The organism is Paracoccus sp. (in: a-proteobacteria), assembly GCF_030538655.1.
In the GTDB taxonomy this organism is placed as follows: Bacteria; Pseudomonadota; Alphaproteobacteria; order Rhodobacterales; family Rhodobacteraceae; genus Paracoccus.
Window position 1 is genome coordinate 1 of record NZ_JAUNTO010000010.1, and the last position, 16,029, is coordinate 16,029.

Genomic DNA, 16,029 nt, shown 5'->3' on the forward strand with positions numbered 1-16,029 from the left:
CCATTTCAGACATTGGCCCGCAGCCACGAGACCACCTGATGTCCGACTCAAAAAGTCAACAAAATCAGGCATCTTCTGTCTGAAAATATCCCACGGGGTGAGGAGGATCAGAAAAAGGTCCAGCGGACCTTTTCCCACCGAACCCCCGGCCTTGAGGCGCTACCTAGCCGCGCAGCTCCGCCGCCATCTGGTCGCGCATGACGAATTTCTGCGCCTTGCCGGTCACGGTCATTGGCAGTTCCGCTTTGAAGCGGATATAGCGCGGCACCTTGTAATGCGACATCTGACCTTTGCAGAATTCGCGGATCTCGTCCTCGGTGGCGGTCAGGCCGGGTTTCAGCACGATCCAGGCGCAGACCTCTTCACCGAATTTCGCGTCCGGCACACCGAACACCTGAACCATCTGCACGGCGGGGTGGCGGAAGATATATTCCTCGATCTCGCGCGGATAAATATTCTCGCCGCCGCGGATCAGCATATCCTTGACCCGGCCAACGATGGCGCAATAGCCGTCGGCGTCGATGGTCGCCAGATCGCCGGTATGCATCCAGCCATCGTCATCCACCGCCTCGGCGGTTTTGCCCGGCTCGCCCCAGTAACCGCGCATGACGGAATAGCCACGGGTGCACAATTCGCCGGTTTCGCCAATACCGACGGTGCCGCCACGTTCGTTGACCAGCTTGACCTCAAGATGCGGATGGATGCGGCCCACGGTGGACACGCGCTTGTCCACCGGATCGTCGGTATGCGACTGGAACGACACCGGGCTGGTTTCGGTCATGCCATAGGCGATCGTCACCTCGCGCATGTGCATGTCGCGCTGCACGCGCTTCATCACCTCGATCGGGCAGGGCGCGCCCGCCATGATGCCGGTTCGCAGCGAAGACAGATCGTGGCGCACGAAACTTTCGGCATCCAGCATGGTGGAAAACATCGTCGGCACGCCATACAGGCCAGTGCAGCGTTCGTCGGCCACCGTCGCCAGCGTCACATCGGGGTCAAAGCCCTCACCGGGAAAGACCATGGTCGCGCCCTTGGTGACGCAACCCAGCACCCCCATCACCATGCCGAAACAGTGATACAGCGGCACCGGAATGCACAGCCGGTCGTTTTCGCTGAACCTGATCCGGGCTGATACAAAATTGGCATTGTTGACGATATTGGCATGGGTCAGCGTCGCACCCTTTGGCATCCCGGTGGTGCCGGATGTGAACTGGATGTTGATCTGATCCTCGCGGTTCAGCATCGCGGTCAGAATGTCCAGCCGCGCGGTATCGGCAGGGGTGGCGGCCAGATCGGGGAAGTTCAGCATCCCCGGCGTTTTCGTATCGCCCATGCGCACCACCATGCGCAGATCGGGCAGCTTAGCCGAAACCAGCGCACCGGGCGCCGATTGCGCCAGTTCCGGGCAGAGATCCTGCAAGATGCCGATGTAATACGACGCCTTGAACTTGTCCGCCGTAATCAGACAGCGCACCCCCACATGGCGCAGCGCGAATTCCAGCTCGCCAATGCGATAGGCCGGGTTCACGTTCACCAGAATCGCGCCGATCCGGGCGGTGGCGAATTGCGTCAGCACCCATTCGGGACGGTTGGGCGCCCAGATGCCCACCCGGTCGCCCCGCGCAATGCCAAGGTTCAACAGGCCCGTGGCCAGCCGGTCCACCGCGTCGGAAAATTCGCGCCAGGTCATGCGCAGATCGCGGTCGGTGAACACCAGCGCCTCGCCATCCGGGTTGGCGGCAACGGTGCGGGCCAGAATATCGGGGATGGTGTCGCGCAGCAGCGGCTGATCCGTGGCACCCTTGACCCTTGCCTCGCCGCCCGGACGTGGCGCTTCACCATAGATCATGATCTCCCCCTCTGCTGATCCGCGCATATGCTTGGCCGAACAGCACCAAAGTGCAAGAGGCTCAGCCCATCCCGCGCCGCATCAGGTAAATATCCATGATCCAGCCGTGGCGGGCGCGCAATTCGGCGCGGGTCGCGATGATCTGTGCCGCCACATCGGTCAAAGGCCCGGCGATCAGGGTTTCCTGCGCCATGCCGACATAGGCCCCCCACCAGATGTGGATGCCGGCCGGGTCCAGCACCGAAAACGCCCCGCCCGCATCCAGCATCACCGCCACGCTGCCCGCATCCCCCGGCCAGCCATGATCGCGCAGCCGACGCCCGGTGGTGATCGTCACCGCGCCCCCCAGCCCGTTCAGCGGCACGCGATGCGCTGCCGTCAACAGGTGCAGGCTGGTGATGCCGGGGACCACGGTCACGCGCAGAGCCTCCAGCCGCGCCGCGATGCGCAGCGTGCTGTCATACAGCGACGGATCACCCCAGACCAACAGCACCGCCTGCCCGCCCTGCGGCAGATGCGCGCGCAGCGCCGCCAGCCAACGCCGCGCGATTTCGTCGTGCCAATCGTCCACCGCGCCCCGATAATCGGCGCGGCCATCGCGTTCGGGCATGTCGAACTCGGCCACCGGCACCGAGGCGGTCAGCACAGTAGCCAACACCTGATGGCGCAGATCGGCCAGATCGCCACGCTCGCCCGCCTTGCGCGGAATCAGGATCAGATCCGCGCCGTTGATGGCGGCGACGGCGGCACGGGTCAGGTGATCGGGATTGCCCATACCGATGCCGATCAGTGCCAGTTCGATCATTCGCTTGCCCCTTGTGCCGCGCGGCCCTACCGTCCTCGCTATGCAATTCACCGACGCCGACCGCAACACCCTGTCCGCCGTCATGCGCTGGCGGCGCGACGTGCGCCATTTCCGCCGTGACCCGGTGCCCGGCGCGGTGCTGGACCGGCTGCGCGGGGCGATGGACCTATCGCCCTCGGTCGGGAATGCGCGCCCGTGGCGGGTGATGCGGGTGCAGACGGCGGCCCTGCGCGCCGGGGTTATCGAGGAATTCACCCGCTGCAATAACGAGGCAGCGGCGGGGTATGACGACGCGACGCGCGCCGAATATCTGCGCCTGAAACTGGCCGGGCTGATTGAGGCACCCGAGCATCTGGCGGTTTTCACCGACCTGAACCCGGCAGCGGGGCGCGGCCTTGGCCGCCAGACCATGCCCGAGACGCTGGCCTATTCAACGGTGATGGCGATCCATACGCTGTGGCTGGCGGCGCGGGCCGAGAATATCGGGCTTGGCTGGGTGTCGATCCTTGACCCTGTGCGGATGGCCGCGATCCTGAACGTGCCCGAGGGCTGGCGCTTTACCGCCTATCTGTGCCTTGGCTATGCGGCGCGGGGGGATGACACGCCGCTGTTGCATCGTGTGGGGTGGCAGGAGAATGCGGCGACGCGGTGGGATGAGGTTTAGCGTGTGCCGTGGCAGTCGATCTCGACTTCGGCATCATGCAGCATTTGGCAAAGCCGGGGCGACTCGCGGCCAAGGTCGGTTGCAATGTCACTGCACTCGCGCAGCTCACCATTTTTACAAATCCAATCAGAAATCAGATCCCAACCCTTCACTTTAAAGGGAATGCCATCTTTACAAACCATTTTAGCTTGGCGTCGGGTGATGTCCCCATTACACACCAGCCTCGCATTCCAAATCTTACGTTCATCCAAATTGCAGCTTGAGAAGTTTGAGCTATCACCACAATTCACCAAGACACCAATTATCTTGGCATTTATATTGGCGGCATCCGACATTTCACTCATTTCTTTAAAAAAATAAATTAACCCCAGCACGATCATGGGTATTGATAAAAAGCAGCAGATACGCCAAATAATCGCCCGAAGATGTGACAGATTATCCCACACCCAACTCAGCAATTCCCGACCTGCACGCAAGAAACTATTTAAGACCCGCACCGCAGCGCCCCCTCAAGCCCCACCATACAAAAACGGCGACCCAATCGGATTGCCGCTTCTTTTATACCTGACGCCACGCCTTATGCCGCGCGGTGCAGACGGTCCACGAACAGGCCCGAATCCTTGTGGCGGTGCAGGGCCTTGGCGATGGCCAGCGCGGCCAGATCGGCCAGCGGCTCGATCAGGATGACCAGCATATAGGCGGCACCAAAGGACAGCACATCGCCCATGACCTCGGACCCCTGACCATAGATCGCCCAAAAGGCGACCCAGGCCACGATCCCGCCCTGATAGGCGGCGGACAATTTCAGCACGTCGGTATAGCCCAGATCGACATAAGCCTTGTTCGCCGGGATGATGCGGCGGGCGATCATATGGATCGCGAACAGCGGGAACAGCAGCGTGGTGACATTAACGAAATACATCGGCAGGTCAGAGGGCGCAAAGAACAGCCCCTGCACCAGCAGACCGGCGGCCAGACCGACGGCGGCAGGCCCCGCCCCCAGAATCAGCAGCAGGGTGGTGCCAAGGATCATGTGAACCTCGGACACGCCGACAGCGAAATGCGGCAGCACTTCAAAGCAGACAAAGGTGCCGATCAGCGCCAGAACCGAGCGCGCCGCAAAGGACGGCAGGCTGTGGGTTTTCAGATCATCCGCGATCAGTTTCAGCGACACGCCCGCAGCGGCGGCGGCAGTGCCGTAAGCCAGGGCCATTTTCGCGCCATCAACGACGCCGGGTTCGATATGCATCACGCTCTCCTTGCCGTCCCACCGACGGCGGTTGCTGTTTCGGGCGTCGGGCCGGTCTCCTGGCTTGCGGGTCTTGGCGTGCTGCCGCCTTCCCACCTGATATGGCAGTGGCATGATGGCAGCCCGCTGTCCGCTTACAGTCGCGGGGGCGGCTGGGGAATCGGCAGATGCCTTCACCCCATTCCCGTTTCGCCCTTTCGGGCACCTGACAGGCCAGCTTTGGCAGGAAAGCCCCGTTGGATCAAGCTTTGACCGGGGCGATCAGGTGAAAGAACGTCCCCGTCACGGTGCCACGATGCGAGCCGGTTTCCGGCACGGCGGCGCCTTCGGCATCGGTAACGTGGGCCAAGGGCTGGTCGGGCTGGTCGATGATGGTGGAATAATGGAACTCATGCCCCGCCAGATGCGCGCCCGCCGGGTGGCCGGGCATGGGCGCGATCAGCTCGGCCCGGCGATAGCCCAGATGCATTCGGCGCTTTTCATAGCTGGTCACAAGGCCCAAAAGGCCCGCCATCCGGTGCCGGGTGCCGCTGGCGTCGATCAGCCCCTGACCAAGCGCCATGTAACCGCCGCATTCGCCATGCACCGGGCAGGTTTCGGCGTGGCGGGCAAGGGCAGCGCGGAAATTATCCGCCGCCGCCAACTTGCCGGCGTGCAGTTCCGGGTATCCGCCGGGCAGCCAGACCAGATCGGCCTCGGGCGGCGGTTCATCAGCCAGCGGTGAAAACGGGATAATCTCGGCCCCCGCCGCGTGCCAGCCCGCGACAAGATGCGGATAGGCAAAGGAAAACGCCGCGTCCTGCGCCATGGCGATGCGCTGCGCCGGGGGGCGCGGCAGGGTGCCGGGCGACAGGGGCGCAGCAGTGCGGGCAGCAGCGCGGATCGCGCCCAGATCGACATGTTCGCGCAGAAAGGCGGCATAGCCCGCGATCGCCGCATCCAGATCGGGGTGTTCAACCGCCTGCACCAGCCCAAGGTGACGCTCGGGCAGGGTCAGATCGCCGCGCCGGGGCAGCGCGCCCAGCACCGGCAGGCCCGCCTGCTCCATCCCCAGCCGCACCAGCCGTTCATGGCGCGGGCTGGCAACGCGGTTCAGAATGACCCCGGCAAAGGGCAGATCGCGGCCATAGGCGGCAAAGCCCATCGCCACCGCCGCCGCCGATTGCGCCTGACCGGACACGTCAATGACCAGCACCACCGGCCAGCCCATCAGCGCCGCCAGTTCCGCGCTGGACCCGCGCCCGGCCTGCCCCGACTTTGCCACGCCATCGTAAAGGCCCATCGAGCCTTCGGCCACGATCAGATCGGTGCCTGCCGCCTGCGCCGAGATAACCCCCAACAGCCCCGGCCCCATCGCCCAGGTATCCAGATTGAACGAATCGCGCCCGCAGGCCGCGCGGTGAAAGGCCGGGTCGATGTAATCGGGGCCGCTTTTGAACGGCTGCACGGTCAGCCCATCCTCGGCCAGCGCGCGCAGCAGCCCCAGCATCACCGTGGTTTTCCCGGTGCCAGAGGCGGGGGCGGAAATCATCAGGCCGGGCGTCATTCGCGGCTGTCCTTATAGATCGAGGTCGCGGATTGCGGCCGGAACCGGCGGTCGTAATCGGGGGCGTAGAGGCAGCTTTCCGCAAACCCCTCGGCCGCCAATGCCGGGCCGATGAGGATCAGCGCGGTGCGCTCCATGCTGCCTGCGACGGCGGTTTCAACGCCCGCCAGCGTGCTGCGGATGATGCGCTGATCGGGCCAGCTTGCGCGCCAGACCACGGCGACGGGGCAATCCGGCCCGTAATGCGGGGTCAGGTCAGCGGCGACCTGCGCCAGATTCTGGATCGACAGATGCACGGCCAGCGTCGCGCCGGTTGCGCCGAAAGCGGCCAGCGTTTCGCGCGGCGGCATGGCACTGGCCCGGCCCGGCGTGCGGGTCAGCACCAGCGATTGCGCGACACCCGGCAGGGTCAGTTCCGCCCCCAAGGCCGCCGCCGCCGCCGCAAAGGACGGCACGCCGGGGGTGACGGTGTAGGGGATGCCAAGGGCGCGCAGACGCCGCAACTGCTCACCCATCGCCGACCAGACCGACAGATCGCCGGAATGCAGCCGCGCCACATCCTGCCCTTTGGCGTAGGCGGCGCTGATTTCCGCGATGATCTGATCCAGCGACAAGGGCGCAGTATTCACGATGCGCGCGCCGGGGGGGCAATGGGTCAGCACGCCTTGCGGCACCAGCGATCCGGCATAAAGGCAGACCGGGCAGGCGGCGATCAGATCGCGTCCGCGCAGGGTTAACAGGTCGGGCGCGCCGGGTCCGGCGCCGATAAAATGCACGGTCATGGGCTGTCCTTTCGGGCTATGGCGCAAGTGGCGCGGCGGTCGGGCGAGATGACGCGCGGTGCCACCAGCCGCGCGCCGGGGCCTGCGGCGGCAAGGGCTGTGGCCTCGGCCACGGACCCGGTGGCGCGGGCGCGCAGGCTGGCGGGGGATTGCGTCGGTGTGTCGGCAGGCAGGTCGGTCACGGCGATCACCGGCAGACCAAGCGCGGCCAGCACGGCGGCCTTGTCGGCCACGGTGGCGGCATGGGTGGGCGTCAGGCCACTGGCCGCGATGGCCGCGCCCAATGCCCCGCGCAGGGATGCCGCATCCGCCGCCGAGGTAAAACCGAACCCCGCCACGATCACGACGACACCTGCCGATATACAGCACTGGCTGGCGCAGCCACGCCGCCCGGCAGCAGCGCGCCTTGGCGATGGCGCAGGTTGGCCGCGATGGTCAAGGGGGCAAAGCGCGCCACGATCACAGCAGCGCCTGCGGACCTGTGACAATGCGCAGTTGCGCCTGTCGCAACGCCCGGTCGAACCGCATAAGCCGCCCCGCCCCGCAGCGACACGGCTTGGCCGCCCCGCAGGCTGACCGCATCTGTCATATGTGCAAACACAGCACCACCCGCAGATATGCGCCAGTCGCGCCGATTGCCCGCGATGCCAGACACACACTCTGAACCCGTCGCAACGCGCGGATCTCGGACCGCACAGGCCGCCCTGCCCCAACGGCGCAGACTGGCCGCGAGGCACCCTTCAGCCCTGTTGCCACGCGGGTTGGCCGCCTCTGCCGCCCATGCAAGCCCCGCCATGATCACAGCACCACCGACCATTGCACGATGGGATAAGACGCGCGCCAGCCGCGCAACCGGCCCAGAGGCGCGGCCTCGGCCATGTCAACGCGCAGCAGCGCCCCGCCATATGCGGCCTGCGCCTGCACCAGCAGCGTTTCCGATTCCAGCGTCACCGCATTGGCCACGATCCGCGTGCCGGGACGCAGCGCCGTCAGCCGCGCCAGCAGCGCCGCCGACAAGCCGCCGCCGATGAACACCGCGTCAGGATCGGGCGCGCCGTCCAGAACCTCGGGCGCGCGGCCCTGACGGATTTCCAGCCGGTCCACGCCCAAGGCATCGGCATTGGCGCGGGCGCGGGCGGCGCGGGCGGGGTCGGCCTCAAAGCCGATGGCGCGGGTCGAGGGATGGGTCAGCAACCATTCGATCCCGACGGACCCCGACCCCGCGCCGATGTCCCACAGCAATTCGCCGGGACGCGGGGCCAGCGCGGAAAGGGTCAGCGCGCGGACCGGGCGCTTGGTGATCTGACCGTCATGATCGAACAGATCGTCCGGCAGGCCCGAGACGCGCGGCATCACCGCGCCATCGCCCGCCACCCGAACCGCCACGGCCACCGGATGCGCCGCATCCAGCGCATAATCCGCCGCGCGGGTGTGGCGCACCCGTTCGCGTGGACCGCCCAAACACTCCATCACCGTCAGATCACTGTCGCCAAAGCCCCGCGCCACCAGCAGTGCCGCCAGTTCCGCCACCGCCGCGCCATCGCGCAACAGCACAATCAGCCGGGCACCGGGGGCCAGATGCGGGCGCAGCCGGGCCAGCGGGGCGGCGTGCAGGCCAAGGCAGGTAACGCCTTCGATCCCCCAGCCCATCCGCGCCGCCGCCAGCGAAAAGCTGGACGGCGCGGGCAGCACGCGCCATTCCGCTGGCTCCAGATGCCGCGCCAGCACCGCGCCCGCGCCAAACCAGAACGGATCACCCGAGGCCAGCATCACCACCCGCCGCCCGCGATGCGCCAACAGCAGAGGGATGCCATCGGCAAAGGGCACCGGCCAGACCAGCTGTTCCCCCGCGCCAATACCCGCGATCAGGTCCAGATGGCGGGCCGCACCGGCGATGATTTCGGCGCCCTCGATCGCGGTGCGGCTTGCGGGGGGCAGGCCCTCGGGTGCATCTTCACCGATACCAATGATGGTCAGCCACGGATCAGCCATGCAACGCATCCTTATTCTGGGCGGCACGCTGGATGCCAGCGCCCTGGCCACGGCACTGGCTGAACGCGGGGCCGATGCGATGCTGTCCTATGCCGGGCGCACGCGCAACCCGCGCGCGCAGCCGCTGCCCATGCGCATCGGCGGCTTTGGCGGGGCGCAGGGGTTGGCCGATTACCTGCGGCGCGAAGGGATCACGCATCTGATCGACGCCACCCATCCCTTTGCCGCTGCGATCAGCCGCAATGCGGTGGCGGCGGCGCAGATCACCCAGACGCCGCTGATCGCGCTGACCCGCCCGCCCTGGCAGCCCGGCCCCGGTGACAACTGGCGCATCGTGCCCGACATCGCCGCCGCCGTCGCCGCGCTGAGCGGGCCACCCCGGCGCGTGATGCTGGCGCTTGGGCGGATGCATCTGCCCGAATTCGCCGCGCAGCCGCAGCACCATTATCTGCTGCGGCTGGTCGATGCGCCCGATCAGCCGCCGCCCCTGCCCCACCATCAGATCATCGTGGATCGCGGACCATTCACCGTGGCGGGTGATCTGGCGCGGATGCGCGACCACGGCACGGAAATCATCGTGGCCAAGAATGCCGGTGGCCGTGGCGCGGATGCGAAACTGGCGGCGGCGCGGGCGCTGCGCCTGCCGGTGATCCTGATCGACCGCCCCGTCCTGCCACCGCGCCCGCAGGCGGTCAGCGTGGCCGAGGTGCTGGCGTGGCTGGATCATCCCGCCGACCTTGGGGTGTAAAGCCAGCGGCCCACCATCCGCGTCTGCGACGACCCGACGATGACCATGGTGCGCATATCGGCCATCTCGGGGCGTGCCTCGGTCAAGGGAACCACGCGCAATTCCTCGTCCGGGGTGGTCACGGCGCGGGCGAACAGCACCGGGCGGGCGTCGGCGCATTCATCGCGCAGCACCTCCAGCGCGCGGGCAAAGCCTTGGGGGCGGGATTTCGAACGGGGGTTATAGAACGCCATGGCGAAATCAGCCTGCGCCGCCAGCCGCAACCGGCGTTCGATCAGCGCCCAGGGCTTCAGATTGTCCGACAGGTTGATGGCGCAGAAATCATGGCCCAAAGGCGCACCGGCCCGCGCCGCCGCCGCCAGCATGGCGGTGATGCCGGGCAGCACCCGCACATCCAGATCGCGCCAGTCCACCGGGCCGCGCTCGACCGCCTCGAACACGGCAGAGGCCATGGCAAAGACCCCCGGATCGCCCGAGGACACCACCACCACCCGCGCCCCATCCGCCGCCAGTTGCAGGGCGTGGGCAGCACGGTCCAGTTCCACCCGGTTATCGGTCGCGTGCAGGCGCAGCCCGTCGCGCGGGGCCACGCGGGCCACATAGGGGATATAGCCGATCACATCCGTCGCCGCCGCCAGTGCCCCGGCCACCTGCGGCGTGACCAGCGCCTCATCCCCCGGCCCAAGACCGGCGATGGCGACCCAGCCCCCGCTCATGGCCGCCGCCCCTGACCATGGATCAGCAGGATCGAGAAATAGGGCGCCACGCCATCAACCTGCGCCAGCGGGCGCACGGTCTGACCGGGCATTTGGGCGTATTCGATCAGCCAGGCCTGATCCATCCGCCCCGCCGCCACGATGGCGCGGCGCAGCTTGGGCAGGTTGCGGCCGATCTTCATCACCACCAGCGCATCGGTATCGGCGATACGGCGGGTCAGTTCAGCTTCGGGCATGGTGCCCATGGCGACGGTCAGCACATCGTCGCCCCATGTGATCGGCTGGCCGGTCGCCGTCCACGCCCCCGACATGCCGGTGATGCCCGGCACCACCTGCACCGGCACCAGATCGCGCAGCCGGGTATAAAGATGCATGAACGAGCCGTAAAAGAACGGGTCGCCCTCGCACAGCACCACCACATCCGCGCCGGATCGCGCCAGTTCCGCCAGCCGCTGCGCACAATCGGCATAGAACGCGGCCAAGGCGGCGTTATAGCGTGGATCGCTGACCGGGATTTCCGTCGTCACCGGGTATTCCATCGGATGTTCGGTCGCGCCCGCGTCCAGCATCCCCTCGACAATCCGCCGCGCCTGACCCATGGCTCCGGCCTTGCGGAAATAGGCGACATGGCGCGCGCCCCGGATCAGGCGATCGGCGCGCACGCTCATCAGATCGGCGGCGCCGGGGCCAAGGCCGACGCCGTGGATGGTGCCGTGAGTCATAACTGCGACGCTCATTCGGCGCGGCTCGCCAATGCGTTGATCGCGGCCACGGTGATGGCGCTGCCACCCAGACGCCCGCGCACGATGCAGCAGGGCACCGGCTGCGCATCCCACAGCGCATCCTTGGATTCCGCTGCGCCCACGAACCCGACCGGACAGCCGATGATGGCGGCCGGGCGCGGACAGACCGGATCTTCCAGCATGTTCAGCAGGTGAAACAGCGCGGTCGGCGCATTGCCGATGGCGACCAGTGCACCCGCCAGATACGGACGCCACAGCTCCAGCGCCGCCGCCGACCGGGTGTTGCCCATCTGCGCGGCCAGACCGGGCACGGCGGGATCGTGCAGCGTGCAGATGACGCGGTTGTCGGCGGGCAGGCGCGGCCGCGTCACCCCTTCGGACACCATGCGCGCATCGCACAGGATCGGCGCACCGGCCTGCAAGGCCCCCCGCGCCACCGCCACAAAGCCCGGCGACAGGAACACATCGCGTTCCAGCCCGACCAGACCGGCGGCGTGGATCATGCGCACCACCACCTGTTCGGCATCCGCGTCAAAGCGCGCCAGATCGGCCTCGGCCCGGATGGTGGCAAAGGACTGGCGATAGATGGCCGCGCCATCGGTTTCGTAGGTGTAAGGCATCAGTCATCTCCGAAACGGGCAAGCACTTGGTCGGGCGTCAGACCCGTTTCCACGGGCGGATCGCATGGGCGGGCGTTGAAGGCCAGATCGAACGCGCCGTCGCGGCCCGTTAAAACGACATCGGCGGCGCGGGTGCGGGCGCAGCCCTTGGCGCAGCCCGACACATGCAGCCGCCCCTGAATATGCGGCGCCAGCGCCAGCGCCATACCACGGGTTTCCACGCTGGCCTGCGGGCAAAAGGGCGCACCGGCGCAGGCATCCACGCGCATCGCGGCGGCACCGGGGGCGGCGAACAACCCGAACGGCATCGGCCCGGCATTGACGGCCGCTTCCAGCACCATGATGCGCCAGGGTGTGATCCGCAGCCCCAGGCAGACGCTGCGCGACATCATCGGGTTCAGCAGTTCAGCCTCGATCTGGCCAAAGGCCGCGCCGATGGCCAGTCCGGCAGACGTTTGCCCCGGCACCATGGTCGGGCGTGGCAGGTGCGGGCGCGCGCCGGTATCGGCCCATGCGGGCAGCGCGGCACAGTGGCGCGCCATGCGCCCCGCCCCGTCGCCGCCACTGTCCACGAACCAGCGGGCCAGCGCGATCAGAGCATCCACCTCGGCCCCTTTGGTCAGGGTGCAGCCGGTGGCGCGGCCATCGGCGCGCAGAATCAGATCGCCGTTTTCGCCGCGTTCGATACGAAAATCCGCCGAATCCTGCGTCAGAATCGGCGCGGGTCCGGCATCCACGGCAAAACCCACCTTGGCGGGCAGGCGCGGCAGTTCCGCCAGACGCGCCATCAATTCGGTCGAGATGCGTTCGCTGTCATCCCCCGCCACCCAGTCGGGCGCGGTCAGGATGTTGCGGCGCATCTCGGTTTCAACATCCGGGTCCAGCAGGTCCAGTTCGGCCAGCGTATCCTGTAACTGCGCCAGCTGGTCGGGCCGAACGCCGCGGATCTGCAAATTGGCACGGCTGGTCAGGTCGATCAGCCCGGCACCATGCGTCCGCGCCGCCACCGTCAGCCAGCGCGCCTGCCGCCGCGACAGCCGCGCCAGACGCGGGCGCACCCGCACCACCAGCCCGTCACCCGATTCCATCGGTCGCAACGCGCCGGGGCACCAGCCCTTGACCACGCCGTTCATCCCGCAAGCCCCGCAATGACCGAGTTGCGGCGCGTCTGCCACAGCCCGGCATCATACAAGGCCGCAAAGCGCGCCCGCATCGCGGCCAAAGCCTGCGGATTGGCCTGTTCCAGAAAGGCAAGGATATCAGGATCGCCCAAGGTGGCCTCGTGATACAGATCGAACAGATGCGGCGACACCGCCCCCGCCAAATGCGCAAAAGCGGCAAGATGTTCAAGCGTCGCCGCAATTTCCGCCGCGCCGCGAAACCCGTGCGGGATCATGCTGCGCAGCCAGGCCGGATTGGCGGCGCGGGCGCGGGTGACGCGGGCGATTTCCTCGGTCAAGGTGCGGGCGCGGGGGGCGGCGGGGTCGCGCGCATCCAGATGATACAATGCCGCCTGCCCGCCCGTCAGCGCCTGTGCCGCAGCAAAACCCGCCTCGTGCCCGGCATAATCGGCGGCCAGCAGCAGGTCGGTTTCGGGCAAATCCTGAATGTGGACAAAAGCCTGCGCCGATGCCACCCGCGCACGGATGCCCTGGGGGTCCGCCGCCGCGCCCTCGACCGGCCAACTGGACGCCGCCAGCCACGCCGCCCCTGCCTGGGCGCGGCCCGCATCGGTGTAATCCTCGGTGGCATCGCCCAGCCCCAGGCCATAGGTCCCCGGCGCGGGGCCATAGACGCGCGGGCCGGGCGCACGGGCATAGGGGTTCCAGTCGGCTGCTTCGTCCCGCGCGGCCAAAGCGCGCACCGCCTGCTCAAACAATGCCGCCAATTGCGGAAACACATCACGAAACAGGCCGGATACACGCAGCGTCACATCCAGCCGGGGCCGGTCCAGTTCCGCAAGCGGCAGGATTTCCACGCCCGACACCCGTTCCGACCCCTCATCCCAGACCGGGCGCGCGCCGATCAGATGCAAGGCCATGGCAAATTCCTCGCCCGCGGTGCGCATGGTGGCACTGCCCCACAGATCGACGATCAGCGCGCGCGGCCAGTCGCCGTGGTCTTGCAGATGCCGCCGCACCAGTTCGTCGGCCAGCCGCACAGCCTGCGCATGGGCCGACCGGCTGGGCACGCCACGCGGATCGACGGAAAACAGGTTACGCCCGGTCGGCACCACATCGCTGCGCCCCCGGTGCGGCGAACCAGACGGCCCTGCTGCCACCCGCCGCCCGGCCAAGGCGGCGCGCAGGCCCTCGGCCTCGCCGGGTGCCGCGCCGTAGATATGCAGGCCCTGCCCGAACTGGCTGTCCTTTACGTCGCAGACGAAACGGTCGATCCGGGTGATGGCCTCCGTCAGATCAGCCGCCGCGTCCAGTGCCAGATCATCGGCAAGGCCCACCGCCTCGGCCTCGGCGCGGATGTCGGCTTGCAGCCGGTCGCGGCGCGCCGGGTCCAGCCCGTCGGCGTTCGAGAACTCGTCCAGCAGCGATTCCAGCCGCCACAGGCCCGCGCCCTGCCCCGCCGTGACCTGCGGCGGCGGGATATGGCCCAAGGTCACCGCGCCGATGCGGCGTTTCGCCTGCGCCGCCTCGCCGGGGTCGTTGACGATAAAGGGATAGATCACCGGCAGACCGCCACTCAGCGCCTGTGGCCAGCAATTGCCCGACAGCGCCACCGATTTGCCCGGCAGCCATTCCAGCGTGCCATGCGCGCCGATATGGATGATGGCATCGGTGCGGCTGCGCAACCACAGGTAAAAGGCGACATAAGCATGACGCGGCGCGCGGGTCAGATCGTGATATTCGGCATCGCGCGCCTGCGGACGGCCGCGTTCGGGTTGCAGCGCGACCATCGCCCGCCCTGCGGGGATGGCGGCAAAGTGGAAAGCCCCGTCACGGCAATCGGGATCATCTTCGGGTTCGCCCCAGACCGCCGCCAGATCATCGCGCAACGCCTGCGGCAAACCGGCCAGCGCGGCGCGGTATTCGGCCAGCGGCCAGGTGATGCGCGCCTTGGCCAGCCCCGACAGATCGCCAGGGTCGGTTACGTCATAGCCCTGCCCGGCCAGATCACGCAGGATCGCGCGGGCCGATGCCGGCGCATCCAGCCCCACCGCATGGGCCATGTTCCAGCCCTTGCCGGGATAGGTGGACAGGATCAGCGCCGGTCGCCGCTGGCCCGGCGGGACAGCCAGCCGCAGCCAGCCGGTGACGCGATCCGCAATCGCCACGATGCAGGCGGGGTCAGGGTGATGTTCTGCGCGGGCGAACTCCAGCGCGGCATCGCGCGGGGCCAGCCCCTTAAAGCTGGCCACCCCGGCAAAGATGCGACCATCCACCTCGGGCAAAACCACATGCATGGCCAGATCGGCGGGCGACAACCCGCGCGCCGCGATCTGCCAACGGTCGCGGTCATTGGTCGCCAGCGCGATCTGAAACACCGGGGCGGGACCATCCAGCGGGGTCGCCCCATCATCACCGCGCGCCGAAAAGGCGGTGGCGTTGATGATTGCGACAGGGTTCAGGGCCGCAACCTGATCCGCCAGCCATGCGCGCGCCTGCGGTTGTTTCAGAGACGGCACAAACAGCGACAACACCGCATAGTTGCGCGATTCCAGTTCCGCCGTCAGCGCGGCAAAAGGGGCGGTGTCGGCGGCGGCCAGATAGGCGCGGTAGAACACCAGCAGGATCAGCGGTTTGCCGGATGGCGCAGGGTCGATCACACCACGATCCGGGTGCCAGCCGCCAAATTCAGGCAGCGCGGGCACAGATGCCGCCTGCCCCCCGGCCAGCAGGGTCAGCGCGGCGCGGGCGGCCTCGGCCCCGCCTGCCTCGCACAGACGGGAAAGCGCGCGCAGGGTCGGCACCGGCAGGGTGGACACCGCATCAAGCTGTGGATCAGGGCGGCCATCAGCGGGCAGCACCGCCAGCGCGATATTGTGTTCCACAGCCAAGGCCCGCACCACCTGCAAGCCATAGGCCCAATAGGATTGCCCCCCGATCAGCCGGATCAGGATCGCCCGCGCATGGGCCAGCACCGTATCGGCATAGGTATCGACCGACAGCGGATGCGCCAGCACCGACAGGTTCAGCAGCCGCGTGGACGGCAGCCCCGACCCCTGCCAGCCTGCCGCGAAAGCCCCCAGATCGCTGTCGGAATAGGACAGCACCACCAGATCGGCGGGGGTTTGCCCCGGATCGGTGGGAACCGCCGTTTCCTCAAGCCCGTGGCTTTCGCGAAAGACGACATGCAT

16 protein-coding genes and 1 riboswitch are annotated in these 16,029 nt (G+C 67.5%); of the genes, 2 read left to right on the plus strand and 14 right to left on the minus strand.

Annotation, left to right across the window (positions count from 1 at the left end; genetic code table 11):
• Positions 1 to 163 precede the first annotated feature (163 nt).
• Positions 164 to 1,852 carry an AMP-binding protein gene (locus Q4G22_RS08315; protein ID WP_303385440.1) on the minus strand — a complete coding sequence of 563 codons (1,689 nt, stop codon included), beginning with the start codon at positions 1,850 to 1,852 and terminating at the stop codon, positions 164 to 166.
• 61 nt (positions 1,853 to 1,913) lie between these two features.
• Positions 1,914 to 2,657 (minus strand): precorrin-6A synthase (deacetylating), encoded by a 744-nt coding sequence (cobF, locus tag Q4G22_RS08320; protein ID WP_303385441.1) that lies wholly within the window; start codon positions 2,655 to 2,657, stop codon positions 1,914 to 1,916.
• A gap of 40 nt (positions 2,658 to 2,697) precedes the next feature.
• Between cobF and bluB the strand changes: the two genes are divergently transcribed.
• Positions 2,698 to 3,321: a 5,6-dimethylbenzimidazole synthase gene (gene bluB, locus Q4G22_RS08325; protein WP_303385442.1), complete on the plus strand. Its 624-nt coding sequence runs from the start codon at positions 2,698 to 2,700 to the stop codon at positions 3,319 to 3,321.
• On the opposite strand, the gene Q4G22_RS08330 is transcribed toward bluB, so the two are convergent.
• From Q4G22_RS08330 to cbiE, 7 genes are all read right to left on the minus strand, one after another.
• The gene (locus tag Q4G22_RS08330; RefSeq protein WP_303385443.1) at positions 3,318 to 3,701 is read right to left on the minus strand and encodes a hypothetical protein; all 384 of its coding nucleotides are present in this window, start codon (positions 3,699 to 3,701) and stop codon (positions 3,318 to 3,320) included. The genes bluB and Q4G22_RS08330 overlap by 4 nt on opposite strands.
• A gap of 197 nt (positions 3,702 to 3,898) precedes the next feature.
• Entirely contained in the window at positions 3,899 to 4,570 is a 672-nt protein-coding gene (locus Q4G22_RS08335; RefSeq protein WP_303385444.1) for an energy-coupling factor ABC transporter permease, read from the minus strand.
• A gap of 31 nt (positions 4,571 to 4,601) precedes the next feature.
• Positions 4,602 to 4,794, minus strand: a riboswitch (cobalamin riboswitch).
• A 17-nt stretch (positions 4,795 to 4,811) separates the two neighbouring features.
• Positions 4,812 to 6,116: a cobyrinate a,c-diamide synthase gene (locus tag Q4G22_RS08340; protein ID WP_303385445.1), complete on the minus strand. Its 1,305-nt coding sequence runs from the start codon at positions 6,114 to 6,116 to the stop codon at positions 4,812 to 4,814.
• Complete coding sequence (cobM, locus tag Q4G22_RS08345) at positions 6,113 to 6,898, minus strand: precorrin-4 C(11)-methyltransferase (protein WP_303385446.1); 786 nt, start codon at positions 6,896 to 6,898, stop codon at positions 6,113 to 6,115. The genes Q4G22_RS08340 and cobM overlap by 4 nt, the downstream gene beginning before the upstream one ends.
• Complete coding sequence (locus Q4G22_RS08350; RefSeq protein ID WP_303385447.1) at positions 6,895 to 7,242, minus strand: cobalamin biosynthesis protein; 348 nt, start codon at positions 7,240 to 7,242, stop codon at positions 6,895 to 6,897. Before Q4G22_RS08350 ends, cobM begins: the two co-directional genes overlap by 4 nt.
• Positions 7,239 to 7,487: a hypothetical protein gene (locus tag Q4G22_RS08355; RefSeq protein ID WP_303385448.1), complete on the minus strand. Its 249-nt coding sequence runs from the start codon at positions 7,485 to 7,487 to the stop codon at positions 7,239 to 7,241. The genes Q4G22_RS08350 and Q4G22_RS08355 overlap by 4 nt, the downstream gene beginning before the upstream one ends.
• Positions 7,488 to 7,696: 209 nt before the next feature.
• On the minus strand, positions 7,697 to 8,890 hold the full coding sequence (cbiE, locus tag Q4G22_RS08360; protein WP_303385449.1) for a precorrin-6y C5,15-methyltransferase (decarboxylating) subunit CbiE: 1,194 nt from the start codon (positions 8,888 to 8,890) through the stop codon (positions 7,697 to 7,699).
• On the opposite strand from cbiE, the gene Q4G22_RS08365 reads away from it, so the two are divergent.
• Positions 8,889 to 9,638: a cobalt-precorrin-6A reductase gene (locus tag Q4G22_RS08365; protein ID WP_303385450.1), complete on the plus strand. Its 750-nt coding sequence runs from the start codon at positions 8,889 to 8,891 to the stop codon at positions 9,636 to 9,638. The genes cbiE and Q4G22_RS08365 overlap by 2 nt on opposite strands.
• Here Q4G22_RS08365 and cobJ read toward each other — a convergent pair.
• Genes cobJ through cobN form a run of 5 tightly spaced genes read right to left on the minus strand, consistent with a single transcriptional unit; the run spans position 9,614 to position 16,029 of the window.
• Entirely contained in the window at positions 9,614 to 10,354 is a 741-nt protein-coding gene (cobJ, locus tag Q4G22_RS08370; protein WP_303385451.1) for a precorrin-3B C(17)-methyltransferase, read from the minus strand. The genes Q4G22_RS08365 and cobJ overlap by 25 nt on opposite strands.
• Complete coding sequence (gene cobI, locus Q4G22_RS08375) at positions 10,351 to 11,091, minus strand: precorrin-2 C(20)-methyltransferase (protein WP_303385452.1); 741 nt, start codon at positions 11,089 to 11,091, stop codon at positions 10,351 to 10,353. The genes cobJ and cobI overlap by 4 nt, the downstream gene beginning before the upstream one ends.
• Positions 11,088 to 11,717 (minus strand): precorrin-8X methylmutase, encoded by a 630-nt coding sequence (locus Q4G22_RS08380; protein WP_303385453.1) that lies wholly within the window; start codon positions 11,715 to 11,717, stop codon positions 11,088 to 11,090. Before Q4G22_RS08380 ends, cobI begins: the two co-directional genes overlap by 4 nt.
• The gene (locus Q4G22_RS08385; RefSeq protein ID WP_303385454.1) at positions 11,717 to 12,850 is read right to left on the minus strand and encodes a cobalamin biosynthesis protein CobG; all 1,134 of its coding nucleotides are present in this window, start codon (positions 12,848 to 12,850) and stop codon (positions 11,717 to 11,719) included. Before Q4G22_RS08385 ends, Q4G22_RS08380 begins: the two co-directional genes overlap by 1 nt.
• Positions 12,847 to 16,029: a cobaltochelatase subunit CobN gene (cobN, locus tag Q4G22_RS08390; protein ID WP_303385455.1), complete on the minus strand. Its 3,183-nt coding sequence runs from the start codon at positions 16,027 to 16,029 to the stop codon at positions 12,847 to 12,849. The genes Q4G22_RS08385 and cobN overlap by 4 nt, the downstream gene beginning before the upstream one ends.